Source organism: Xanthocytophaga flava (assembly GCF_030068545.1).
In the GTDB taxonomy this organism is placed as follows: domain Bacteria; phylum Bacteroidota; class Bacteroidia; order Cytophagales; family 172606-1; genus Xanthocytophaga; species Xanthocytophaga flava.
Genome location: NZ_JASJOR010000011.1, coordinates 67,862 through 80,911 on the forward strand (window position 1 = coordinate 67,862; position 13,050 = coordinate 80,911).

10 protein-coding genes are annotated in these 13,050 nt (G+C 38.8%); 2 read left to right on the forward strand and 8 right to left on the reverse strand.

Annotated features, from left to right (window positions below):
• Window positions 1-821: 821 nt before the first annotated feature.
• Both QNI15_RS17110 and QNI15_RS17115 read left to right on the forward strand, forming a co-directional pair.
• Window positions 822-1,712 carry a DMT family transporter gene (locus QNI15_RS17110; RefSeq protein ID WP_314032727.1) on the forward strand — a complete coding sequence of 297 codons (891 nt, stop codon included), beginning with the start codon at window positions 822-824 and terminating at the stop codon, window positions 1,710-1,712.
• 320 nt (window positions 1,713-2,032) lie between these two features.
• Entirely contained in the window at window positions 2,033-2,959 is a 927-nt protein-coding gene (locus QNI15_RS17115; RefSeq protein ID WP_314032728.1) for a formylglycine-generating enzyme family protein, read from the forward strand.
• Between the two features lie 46 nt (window positions 2,960-3,005).
• On the opposite strand, the gene QNI15_RS17120 is transcribed toward QNI15_RS17115, so the two are convergent.
• The 8 genes from QNI15_RS17120 to QNI15_RS17155 all read right to left on the reverse strand — a co-directional run bounded on the left by QNI15_RS17120 (window position 3,006) and on the right by QNI15_RS17155 (window position 13,049).
• Window positions 3,006-3,626 (reverse strand): SCO family protein, encoded by a 621-nt coding sequence (locus QNI15_RS17120; RefSeq protein ID WP_314032729.1) that lies wholly within the window; start codon window positions 3,624-3,626, stop codon window positions 3,006-3,008.
• 5 nt (window positions 3,627-3,631) lie between these two features.
• Window positions 3,632-4,126, reverse strand: coding sequence for a hypothetical protein (locus tag QNI15_RS17125; RefSeq protein WP_314032730.1), 495 nt, complete (start codon window positions 4,124-4,126; stop codon window positions 3,632-3,634).
• Between the two features lie 46 nt (window positions 4,127-4,172).
• The gene (locus QNI15_RS17130) at window positions 4,173-5,732 is read right to left on the reverse strand and encodes a PepSY domain-containing protein (RefSeq protein WP_314032732.1); all 1,560 of its coding nucleotides are present in this window, start codon (window positions 5,730-5,732) and stop codon (window positions 4,173-4,175) included.
• 51 nt (window positions 5,733-5,783) lie between these two features.
• On the reverse strand, window positions 5,784-8,156 hold the full coding sequence (locus QNI15_RS17135; protein WP_313995773.1) for a TonB-dependent receptor: 2,373 nt from the start codon (window positions 8,154-8,156) through the stop codon (window positions 5,784-5,786).
• A 310-nt stretch (window positions 8,157-8,466) separates the two neighbouring features.
• Complete coding sequence (locus tag QNI15_RS17140) at window positions 8,467-8,835, reverse strand: hypothetical protein (RefSeq protein WP_313995775.1); 369 nt, start codon at window positions 8,833-8,835, stop codon at window positions 8,467-8,469.
• Window positions 8,836-8,971: 136 nt separating this feature from the next.
• Window positions 8,972-9,361, reverse strand: a complete 390-nt coding sequence (locus QNI15_RS17145; protein WP_313995777.1) for a group III truncated hemoglobin — start codon at window positions 9,359-9,361, stop codon at window positions 8,972-8,974.
• A 138-nt stretch (window positions 9,362-9,499) separates the two neighbouring features.
• Window positions 9,500-11,923 (reverse strand): alpha-2-macroglobulin family protein, encoded by a 2,424-nt coding sequence (locus QNI15_RS17150; protein ID WP_313995779.1) that lies wholly within the window; start codon window positions 11,921-11,923, stop codon window positions 9,500-9,502.
• 61 nt (window positions 11,924-11,984) lie between these two features.
• Window positions 11,985-13,049: a DUF4249 domain-containing protein gene (locus QNI15_RS17155; protein WP_313995781.1), complete on the reverse strand. Its 1,065-nt coding sequence runs from the start codon at window positions 13,047-13,049 to the stop codon at window positions 11,985-11,987.
• Between the last annotated feature and the right edge of the window lies 1 nt (window position 13,050).

Consider the following 13,050-nt stretch of genomic DNA (forward strand, 5'->3'; position numbering starts at 1 on the left):
GATCCTTCTTCTGTCGTTTGTTTATATTCTCTTCTCTTTCTTCATTTTTTGCTTATTTCCTGAGTTGGTTTATTGTCCAATGCTTATGCCTTATCTTGTCCCATATCTTTTCTAGAAATATGGTTTGTAAATAAAGAAAAAAAGCACTTTCCCTGTCCTCCTGGAAGGATCTCGTGACAAATAGAGCCATGCCTGGTTTGTGAGAAAAACAAATACATTCCAAATCCAAAGGCCGCCGGTCTTGCCACGAGTTCCTTTCAGGAGGACAAAAAAGGGTGTAAGGGCACAAAAAAGAGATTATCTCCTAAAAGCTGCAAAAGTGACACGGTGATAAGAAGAGTGATGTTCTGGACTTTAAACTAACTTTAGATACAAACATGCATAAAAATGAAGAGAGATTAGAATCTATAAATTGAAAAGCTATCAAGAAAATAGATTTTACACTTTTAAAGAGTATAGAATTTACTCTTCTTCGATTATTCCAGATCAAATAAACTCTATCTGAATTGATGTTGTAAACTTGAAAATATGTTGAGATTGACTTATACTTGTATCATCATTCCCGATTACAATGTATACCTACGGATTTTTCTCTAATGTTCTTCCTCCTCCAGTAGCTTGCTAAGCTAAGCAACTGGAATAACTGTAGCGTTATCTTCTTAGATTGTAAGAGGCATAACTGCTATTGCCTGTTTTATTTTCTGCAAGGTTGTTTAGCTGAGCCCTCTATGGGTATTTCTAACTCTTTATTTTCTGGATTTGTCGTGTATACATATCAGAACAAGGAGAGCTTATTTCAAATCTGTTCAAACAATCATTGTATGAAAAAGGCTTTTATAAAACTTCATATTTCTATCGTACTTGCTGGTTTTACCGGACTTTTTGGAAAACTTATTACACTCAATGAAGGCTTGCTGGCCTGGTACAGAATATTGCTGGCTGGAATACTGATGCTGGGCATTTTAAGCATAACACGACGTTTAACTTCTGTGTCTTTGAAAGATTTTCTGCGAATTTCTGTGCCGGGATTCCTTATAGGGTTACACTGGCTGTTTTTCTATGGAAGTATCAAATATGCCAATATCTCAGTCGGAGTTGTGTGTTTCTCCCTGACCAGTTTTTTTACTGCACTATTTTCACCTATCCTGAACAAACACCGGATCATAGTCGCAGAATTATTGCTGAGTATGTTAACACTGGCAGGCATTGCTCTGATATTTAGCTTTGACTCTCAATACAGGATAGGAATAGGCTTAGGGGTGATATCCTCTATAGTAGGATCATTATACACAATCACCAACGAATGTTTGGCAAAGTTATATGCAAGCGAAGTTATCATTACCTACTCAATGTTAGGAGGTGCACTGGGACTTTCTATATTCATGCCCTTGTATCTGTATTTCTTTCCTGTAGGTTCTATTATTCCTTCCCGGGCAGATTTTGGTTATTTGCTGGTGTTATCATTGTTTTGTACAGTGTTGCTGTATCTGCTTCAAACCCAGGCATTGCGCAAAATATCCGCATTTACAATCAATCTGAGCTTAAACCTGGAGCCTGTGTACACGATTATACTGGCTATTATAATTTATCAGGAGAATAAGGAATTAACACCTGTATTTTATCTTGGATTAGGATTGATTGTACTTTCTGTGATACTGCAAATGGTAAGGGTGTTCCTTAAAAATAAGGAGCAGAAAGTCGTGGAAGTATGATACTGTGAATTCTGCACATCAGAGCCATTGATCGGAATTCTAGTCAATTAAATGGATATGGGAATATACAGATGACTCAGATGTTAATAGTTTATGACCTTTGTTCGGATCATTTTTTTGTTTGACCATAGTTCAGGTCGCTTCACAAGAATATTCGAATAATGGTCAACTTAATGCTTGACCGGAATTCAGTTCACTTTCAACTGCAACTGGAATTCCGGTTATTTTTTGAGAAAATCGAAATAATAATCATGTTTTGATAATACCAGAGTTCCGAAAGTGAAGTTGTATCTATTCAAAATACTACGATACTAATACCAATGAGCACAACATTTGATTTTTCTACTTTTAAATACAAAGAAGTAATTCAGGATATCAACAAATGGAAAGTTTTAAAGGGTAAGGAAGCAAAACAGATTGTTCACGAAATTGCTTTTATGGTAAAAGAGAGATTGACTTTGAATGAAGTTTGTAATTATGGTATAAATGAAAAAGTATATATTCCTTCATTCATAGAGGATAACTCGGGGCTTCTCTTCCATTTTATACCTGGAGGTAAATTCACATTTGGCCTTTCTGAAAGAGAAGAGACACTTCTTAAAATGTCCGGGATAGACTTTGATTTAAGTTTAATGAAACCTGCAAAAGACATCTGGGTGAAGCCTTTCTTTATTACACGATTTCCTATTATTGCCAACTTTGTAAATGAACATATCACTACAGATCCGGATCTTTTTCGACCTGTGTTTGGAAATGAAGAAGAGGATAGTGTATGTCCTATGTATTTAACATTAGAAGAGATACATCAACTTTTTGGAAAGTTTGGCTTTAAAATCCCTGGTGAGGTGCAACTGGAATATGCTTTACGGGGAGGCGGTAATACATTGTTTTATTTAGGCGATGAATTGCCTCAAGATAGAGCAGTTATAGGTAATAGCTTATGTTGCAATGAATTTAGCGATGGTGAAATAAATAACCGATATGCCAATTTGTTTGGTTTAGTGGGTGTCAGCATTGGTGAATGGTGTTGTGACAAATGGTATCCATCACATGCAAATATGTATGATGATTCTCCTTATACTGACAGTTCTACCAGTGAATATGTTATCAAAGGTGGAGCTGCTGCTTTTTGGCCCTGGCAAAATCCGGAAGAATGGATTCTTGCTATTTCTGCAATGAGAAGTAGTTCAGAAGGACTGGAAGATACTACTTGTGGGGTGAGAGCGTTACTGGATATCTCTATTTAAAAGTACTCCTCAGTCCGAAGATTGAACTAAGGAGTAACTTTGTATTCTATTCCTTCTCTTTTAACAGTGTTGGTATATCATAAAGCAGATTGGTAACATCACTAGGCACGGTACCATCATAAAAACCACGAATACGTCCCTGACGGTCAATCAGTACCAGGGCTCCACTGTGAACAATGCCTCCTGGTTCGCTTTTATCTTCCAGAGCTGTTACCATCAAACCCTTCTGAGCAAGCTGATATGTTGCTGCTTTGTCTCCTGTTAGAAAATGCCACTTCTTACTGTCAAGACCAAAATTTTCTGCATATTCTTTCAGAAAGGAAACATTATCATGTTTGGGGTCTAAGGTAATAGAAACGAAAATAACATCCGGATTGTCTTTAAACTTCTCATACACCCGCATCGATTCCTTTTTTACTTTGGGACAAATGGTAGGGCAGTAGGAATAAAAGAAATCGGCAATGTATATTTTGCCTTTCAGCGTTTCATTGGTGATAAGTGTACTGTCCTGATCACGATAGGAAAATGCTGGGATTGTATGATATACAGTTTTTCCGTTTTCCTCGTGGGTTGGACCTAATATAGGTAAGCCTTTCTCCTGATTACAACCCGTAAGGCTTACTACACATAAGATAAATAAGGTATAAAAAAGATTAGTTGTTTTCATGTAGTTTACTTTTTAAGAAGTTCTTTTCCTTTGTTTATGCTGCCCAGCATCTGATCACGTACAGCATCAATCTTATCTTTCTCGTTTTTCAGATAGGTTATTTTTTCTTCATCTGTTTTGGATTGCATCTGACCATCAAATTCCTGCATCCAGTGAGTCATCGCATCATCTGCCTTATTTAACTGTATTACAAGGGAATCCAGCTGTTGTCTCTGAGTAGCATTAGCTTGTTTTGGATTGATTTTAGCCAGGCTATCCAGTTGTTTGATTTGTTGCTGTGCTTCTAATTCCAATGCCATAATTTCTTCCATCTTAGGCATCACTTCATCATGTACAGCCATTACCTGATTTTTCAGCGAGTCTACTGTTGCATTGCCACTTGTTTCTGCCTGATGGTGATGATCATGTCCTCCATCGTATTTTTTTTCGGAACAGGCATAGAAAAACACGGCAAATGCCAATACTAAGAGAATATATTTGCTTTGCACTAAATGATGCATGGGATATAGGTAGTTAGAGTTAAAGTACGAGAAACAAAAATATAGATTATCGGTTTTTGATAAATAACACCAGCCCAAAGATACTTGTTATCAACACACCTGTAGCTGAAAGAAGGGTAACAAAATCTCTCACATTTTTGCCCGCCCATTCCAGTAGTAAGTATTTATGCAGTATAGCAAATGACCATCCTTCAGCCCTGTCTGCATTTTCAATCTTAGCTGCTAGTCGGGATGTGGCTGGTTCTATATAATAGCTGGTCTTTTCAGGTGTATTGTAATTAAGTTTTACCACAGGCAATCGTTTATTTACAAATCCATATTCTCTGTCAAACCGTGTTAGTATCTCAGCGTGAAGCAGATTGTCATTGGAAATATCTTCATTAGCCACATCTGACATCAGATCACAACAGGCAGATTGTAAACTTCCGTTGACGTTTGCCAGATTGGCAAACTTATTAGCAAGGTATTTGGCATATAACACAGAACCATCTTTCAACATTTTTTGCGTATAGGTATGCTGATAAATCACTTCGGCAGACTCTAACTCTGTTTTATCATAGAAGAGCTGGAAATAATTGGTTCGGCCTATTTTTACTATCTGTATATTCAGCAAACGATCCCACTGAATATCCGGCATCAGAGAAGCTACTTCCACTTCTGCTGTTTTGAAAACAGGCTCATAGACAAACTTATTCCGTTCGTCAGGTGTCAGTTTGCGAACCAGATGCCAGGCCCCACTTCCTGCAAACGCAAAGGTAACCAGTGATACGGCTATACCAATCTGACGATGGTATTTTTTAAGGATACCTTTTGTATTACCTGCGGTTGGTTTTTTGAACCGCTTCCATAGAAAGCCATAGACAACAATACCGCTACCAGTCGAAAGTGAAATGATTGCCAATAACATAAGCATAATCGTAATCTGAAGTCCTTTATTGGATATCATTTCCAGAAATGACCAATTGTGTAATAGATCAAAGATCCGGATAAAGGTTTTGCGTCCCTGCGTATTGAAAGTTGCCATCCGGCTTTGCTCTGTTTCAATCATTACATCCATTCTGTCCGATCTGTCAAAGCTTACTTTCCATACAGGTAACAGGCGGTTGATATACTTATATTCATGATCAAATTCTGTGATCTGAGTGATAGCAAGGATTGGTGATGTATAATCATCAATCAGATAGCGAGCCAGTAACTCGGCATACCGGATATCTCCATTGGGAAGAGGCCTTCCATTCTGTGTACTAAAATATAACAAATGGTTAGTTGTATCCTTTATCTGATAGTAGGTCTGCTTATCTAACGTGATGAAACGGAAGTTCTTAAACTTTGTGATTTTATTTTGCTTCAGCACCTCTGCAACAGATAGTTTAATCTGATTCTTTTGTATTGGATATTGAGGAATAAAATCGTGAGCAATAGTGGGCTTAAACCAATGTGACATAAAGGGGTGCATCAAACCGGATAATGTCCAGAAGATGACCGGAATCACAGTGATAATACCCAGAACACGATGCCACTGATACATATTGCGCCTAATAAGTCTTAACACTCTATCTTTGAGTGATAGGGGTTGGCTCTCAAGGGTTGATGTTACTTGTTTCATACAATAAGGTTATAGAGACACAGGCTGAGAGTATCTCGCACTGTGAGTGAATTATTTCTTTCCTGTGAAATTGTATTGAATGCCCATTACAAATGTGCGGGGTGCCCCAGCAGTATAGGTAGCCCGGTCTGATGTGCTATTGCCAAGACTGGTAGAGTTGGCGTATAGCTCATTGGTCATGTTCATGACATTGACAAATACTTCGACTCCTTTCCATGTATATCCTGTCCGGAAGTTAAACAGACTGATTCCTTTAAGACCCAGAGCTGTATGATCGTCGTATGTAACTGTATTAACCTGATTCATGTACCATGAACTCATCCGTTGCCACTCCAGAGAGGCGCGAAAACCTCTGAGCCAGTTTGGTTTGTAAGTAACTTCTGTGTTGGCTGTCCAGGAAGGCGATTGAGGCATAATCTTGTCATTGATATTCTTAACCTGATCTGTTTCCCGTTGGCTCAGTTCAAACTCTATGAATTTATGCAGTGCATTGGTACCTCCAAACCGGAAAAACCATTCAGTAGTCGGCTTCCAGGTGAGTCCATATTCAATACCACGATGTAAGGTTTTACCTGCAGACTGATAGTCATAACTATTGTTGGATTGCCGTATGCTTAATAACTCATTATACCCATTCATCTGGTAAACTGCCCAGTCCAAATAGACCTTGTGCTGGAAAAATGCTGCCCAGCCTCCGATCTCGAAATTATCAAACCGTGCAGGTTTCAGATTATAATAGAATAGGTCCTGACCCTCTGTGGCATTGGTGTTTTTTCGGAAAATAGCAGTAAGCGCAGGAGGGGAGAAACCTTTGGAATAATTTGCATATATGCCTTTGTCCTTACCCAGATCATAGGTTAAGCCAAGTTTAGGGGTAAACTGACTATATGATTTTGAACCCGTGGCATTGTTATCCAGATAGTTGACATAATCGAAAGCCATTCTGTCATAACGTGCACCCAGAGAGAGACGCAGCTTTTGTATAGGTTCAAAGTCCCATTGAGCAAAAAGTGCAGAGTTATAAATATCTGCTTTGTATCTGGACAAATAGTCATTCGGTAATTCTTGTGTGAGCGTGTATTTCTCAACAGACTTTCCATCTGCACGTAATTGGGCTGCTAATTGAGTGGTATAGGCATAGTATGGATTTTTTGAGTAATCATACATGCCACCTACCAGTAGCTTCGATTGAAGGAAGTCGAACCGTTGTGAATGTTGCGCTACAACTCCATAGGAAGTAAAGGCATTTTCGTTGATCTGTCCGGTTGCTGTAGTACTGCCTGCTGTCCAGATAATAGAGTAGTTTGGGTTTTGCTTCAGGGAGTTATCTCTGAAATAAGGGGTAATAGTAGTAGTAGCTTGCGTATTCCACGTATGTTCTAATGTTAGTCTGGTACGGATAGCGTTTGCAGCCCGATAGGTGAAATCATTATTGGATTTATAGGAACGACTATAAAACGCTGTGCTATCTACAGTGCCTCCCGTTTCAGAATAATAATCGTTATATGAAAAGGTACCTGTAAGATTCGTTTTATCAGTAAGTTTGTATTCTACTCTGGCATTCACAGATGATTTCTCAAAATCGCTTCTGTCCATCCAGGAATTCGTTTGTCGGGCAAAATATCCTCCCAGAAAGAAACCAAACCGACCTGTAGTAGCTCCAGCACTGTACTGAAAACGTTTATATCCATAGTTATCAAACTGAATGCCTGCACGGGCTGTAGGAACAGCGGTGGGTCGTTGAGTAATAAAGTTTAATGCTCCTCCTACCGCTTCCGGGCCATAGAGTGAAGACGCAGGCCCTTTTACAATCTCAACAGACGAAATAGCCATCATATTCATCTCTATTAACGCATTATGGTTAAATACACCCATAGGCCGAACAGGAATTCCATCTTCCATGTATAGAAAATAGGAATTGGTCGTCATTGGCTGACGGATACTCATGGCATGTTGTTCATTGTTGTAGTTTAGCATCACTACTCCCGGAGCTTTATTTATGATCTCATATAAATTGGTGGGTTTGGTATCATTGATCAGCGTAGGGGAGAGCTTACTGATTGCTACTGGAGATTGGGTTCGTAAACCAGCTTCCCGATTAGCTGTCACTACTACAGTCTGGAGATTTCCAATCATAGGTGCCAGTGCCACTTTGAGAGATACACCTTCTACAGAAATTTCCTGAGATTCGTATCCAATAAAAGAGATTAGGATTTTTTCAGTTGAGGCTTGTAAAACAAACTGGCCTTTCTCATTAGTTTGGGTTCCTGTTGTTGTATTGGGGATAGACACAGTTGCCCCTGCCAGTGGTTCAAGTGTTTGATTGTCAAAAACGACTCCTTTGATAGTTTGTTGGGCAAATCCTGTGAAGCAAATAAGAAAGCAACAAACAAAGGATATAGTGAGGTTATAGTATTTTTTCATATAGGTTAAAATAAGTTCCACAAAGTGTGTATCGCCTTGAGTGGCATAGTATGAAGTCTCCAACCCAATATCACAGAATAAAACAGAGGCAATAAGATATCAGGGCTAATCCTTTGCATGGAAAAGCCGATTATAGATTTTATCTCTGTAATTTGTGTGATAGGATAGTCTGAGGTAAGACTCCTTGAGTTTCCGTTACTGCTACCTTATGCTTGTACTATGGGTGGGTAAGATGTATAGATACCACCAGCCATATAAATTCCATAAAGACACAAAAGGCATCAGTTGCAGGAAAAGAAATGTAGGAACTTTACATACGGGGAGGGTGGAAGATGTTCAGCAATGTGCTGAATGTAGGTTTAACCAGATAGAATGTCACCAGCTTCCGGTTTACAATCAGAGGGATACGCGCAAAGTTAAATGCATGTAGTTCCTGGCAGCAGAGATTAAGTTCAAGGGTTTTCAACAGGACCTGTTTTTGTTCCTGTTCTGCTGCCTGTTTCAATTTCTTTGCCAGATAACATTTCCCATTACAATTCAACTGAGGTTTTGCTTTGTTGATACAAAGTACCCGTGCAATGTAATCCTGATTGACTTTAAACGAAAGATAGATGCCTGCTCTGCTGAATGTTTGCAGCAGTAGAGAAAAAAGGAGCAGTGCGGTTACTATTTTTCGCATAAAAAGCTATCCTGAGAAAAGGATTAAGGATATAATGCAAATGTATATACTATGAGGTCCCAAAAGTATACCTTTTCTCAGGAAAATCAATGATTAAAATCGCAATTATACTCTGCAATTTTAATCAGGTGTTTGTTTAGGGTTGTGATGTTAGCTTACGGATCGTCCGCAATTTATATTCAAACGTTGCCGCAATCGCATAGGCTCTTTCTTTTGTTTCGGCTGCTTTCGGCCCTTCGAACAGTTCATCGAGAGTGGTATAGAAAAGCTGTATCCAGCGGTCAAAGTGTTGTTTCTCAATAGGTAATGGAATGTGTTTAGCAAATGGACTGCCTGTATAATCCATTGTACCAAGCAATAACTGACTCCAGAACTTATACATAGCAGGTAGATGGTGTGACCAGTCTTTTACTGCATTGTTGAAGATAGGCCCAATCAATTCGTCTTCACGGGCTTTGCCATAAAATGTATTGACAAACTGTTCAATGTCATTTATATCTGTAATGTCTTTTTTCTGAACTTCCATAATAAAATTAAGTATTGTGTGGGCAAGGTAAACACACTGCCAGAGATATAACATGGCAAAGGTCATAAAAAATCCTGAGATGGGTTTATCTTCGGAATTTTTATGACCTTTATAACTGTATAATTGGATATGTGTTTTCTATCTGGCTAAATCCATCTTGACAGTATATTCTGCATTTCCCATTGCTGGCTTACCATCTTTAGAAATACCTTCTGCTATGATACGCCATGTGGTCAGATCATCGGAATTGTAGAAGCTTATAGTGGCTTGTCCTGTCGCATCCGTTTGAACAGAAGGGTTCCAGTACAGCAAATTCCGGAAATCAGGTTGTCTTTGATTCTGCAAAGGAATCTCATATTTGGGAGAATAATACTCACGAACTTTTTGAAAGCCACGTACTGGGAAATTAAATAACCCAGGTTCATTGGAAGGGTAAAAATCTCCAGCTTTGGTAAAAACCGAAAAGATGCCATAATACCCTATCTCTCCAAATTGTCCTCTTCCTACAGCACTTCGTACAGACTCAATAGAATGTACAGCAGTTGGATCAAGACTAAGAATAGGATTTATATTGTGGATAGGGACATTGTCAATGAGATACAATGGATTATATTTAAAATAAAGCTTTGTGTCCGGATTAAGAATACGAAATCCTGTTTGTCCCTTTTTGTGTGTGAGTAGTCCCCAGGGGATTATATCCCGAATAACCTCTTCCATTGTTGGAAAGAGAGTATAATCATCCAGTTTGATCCTGTCATCTGCTTTCTGATAGATAGGTTGTACAGGACGTAAGGTATCATTGGTGGCAACAGACGCATTCAAAGATTCAGCAGATGCATGACTCTGTTGGAGCATAGACCATATCTTTTTTCGGTTTGTTGCCTGGTTCATATTTTCTGTAATCAGAACTGTGGGAAGTATCCCGGTAGAAGGAGGTACACTACTTGCTGAATCTACAACAACGATGGCCGATGAATACAAGTCTTTATTGTAAATGCTGACTATAACATTACGATAATCATAAAAATCCAGGCTATTCAGATGAATTTTTCCTTCTGCATTTGTATAGCCATATCTGAAAACAGAGTTTGTTCCTGGAGCTGAAATCAGAAGGACCTGTGCAGGGATGATCTTCTTCGTATTTTTGTCTAGCAATGTTACAGTAAGGGCAATATCTGGTTCATGTTCATAGGTAGGTGACGGTAAGTTGGGTTGCAGGATTTCTTTCCATGTAAAGCGTCGCCAGCCTTGTGTAAGCATCAGATTATCCAGCGCTTTTGCTGCATTCGAATTATTGTTCTGAAAATAAAATCCTGGATCTTCAATGTTTCCTTTCAGATCAGAAGTAAGGAGCAGATTGGTCAATATATTTTCTTCTGGATAAGAGAAGCTACGTGTGTCTGTAATACCCATAGAAAAGTTACCTATTATAGGCTTACCCTGTGCGTCACGGGCTGTCAATATCATAGTTACTTTTTCGCGTGGCAGATACGATTTTTTATCTGGCGTTAATTGAATCTGAATGTGATCATTTTGATTGAAAAATACAAGTCGTTCACACTGAGGAGTTCCTTGTGCATCAAATAAGGTAATCTGAGTAATACCAGTTGGAAACAAGCTACCTGGAAGTTGCAACGAAAATTTCCCATTTAAAATGCGTCCTTCACTTTGGTAGATACTCTTGCCTCTGTTTTGTGCGACTATATATAGTTTCTCTTCCAGACTTCGGGTTGATTGCACAGATAGCAGCAGATTGTTCGCTGTATTTTCTGCGTGCATTACCCAACCTTCCGAACGAGGTTTAGGAAGTGGGAATACAATAGTTTTTTTAGATTGGTCCTGAGCTATGGCCTGATAACTTTTCCCTGGCAGAGGCGTAAAGTGGAAGATTCCCATACCCTGATGTATGGGAGTAAATGTTCCCAAAGTGTCCTTCAGATCTGAAATTATTCTGATTGATCTGGTAATACCTTTTCCCTGTTTATCTGTAACCTTAAAGGCAACAGTACTTTCCAGATTTTCTATCAGATCTCCTCCTTCTGGAAAGAATTGTATGTTTATTCCTGTATCTGTAGATTTTGTCGGAGATGGAGTATCATTTGGATTCAGGATTGAAATTTGTCTGTGAAAGAAGAAATCTTCTTTGCCATTTTGCATCCATCGAGTATAAGCACGAAGTTGATACGTCGCTGTTGGAAGATCTTCTCCCAGCAAAATATTTCCATGACCTTGTCCTGACGTAACCTTTATTTTTTCAGTACTTACTACTACTCCCTTGTTATTGAGTAAGTCCACATATAAAACTCCGCTGGCTGAATCGGTCAAATGAGTCATTGCATTCACTATATACGCTTTGAACCAGATATCTTCCCCTGAAAAATAGTAGGACTTATCCAGATGAAGGTATACTTTTTCTGGAGCGTAGGCTTCCTGATATGAAGAGAGTTTTTTGAGGATCTGGTTTAATATATCATCTTTGGGAACTGTAAGATAGGCTGACTCTATAGTTGCTGTTAGTAGTAGTCCGATAACTAGTAGCCAGTGTTTAAGGTGTTTTTGCATAGATAGTATTTTTGCATAGATAAAGAAGAGAATTAAAATCGTACATCAAGGATTAACTCTGTTATCTGTTCCATCCTGGCGGTTGAAAGTTGGTGCGATATCCTGCATCTTCAATACAGGCATAACACATAGGTGGAGGACCTGAAGCAGGTGCACAGAATGGTGGCTGGACTGGATTCGGAGTGTCATCAATCTGATTTCTCTCCTGCCAGTAGGGTCTCTGAATAATATCAGAAGCACCAAAAAAGCCGAGAACTTTTTCTTTAGAGTCTGCAATATTTTTGATGTTACCTACAATAGGAGCTGGTGCTGCATCAAATGGTCCACCTGTACTGGAAGTTTGTGCTTTCACAGAATTCCAGAATGCATAGGCATTACTTGTTAAAGATCGTTGCTCTATCAGTAGATAGTAAGGAGTATAGTTACTATAAGGGACAGTAGTAATTAGTTGTTTTTTGATTTGATTGCCATTTACATATTGGTCACCTGCTATATTGACACACGAACGGCATTGAGTGATATCCCAACAGTCTGTACAACATTCGCGACACTGTGTCCAGGTAGAGCTCCCATTAGGTAGAGCTACTAGTTCTGAATATTTGCAATAAGTTAGTTTCTCATAGTGTTGCCATTTCCATAAGTAACCATCTCCAGGTGTAGGTGCATCTGTTACATCGAGGTATACATTAATTTCTTTTTTCTCACGATTATATTCCCAATAGATATTATCAATTTGAGAAACGGGTTTCAACAAATCAGGTTCGGAAATATATTCTTTATCATCAGGCATTATGACATGTAGTTGGTAAGAACGCCCTACACTACCTTGAATGTATGTTTCATAGTTACCATTTCCTATATCTGTATAGTCTATCCGACTTTCGAGATCATCCGTAACATATACAATTGCTCCGGCAATGCCAATATTAGTACCGGCAGTGGCATTGGTATATACCGCTGAATGGGTAATACGTACTTTTTGCGGCCCTGGTAACGTAGAGATAAGCCCTTCTATCACAATGCGTGATTCTGCTGTGTGAAGATCTGGGTCATAAGGTGTAATACACGAATTTGCCAGAAGTGAAGCTAGTAAGATATAAGACAAATACAGAATAGAGTGTCTCATA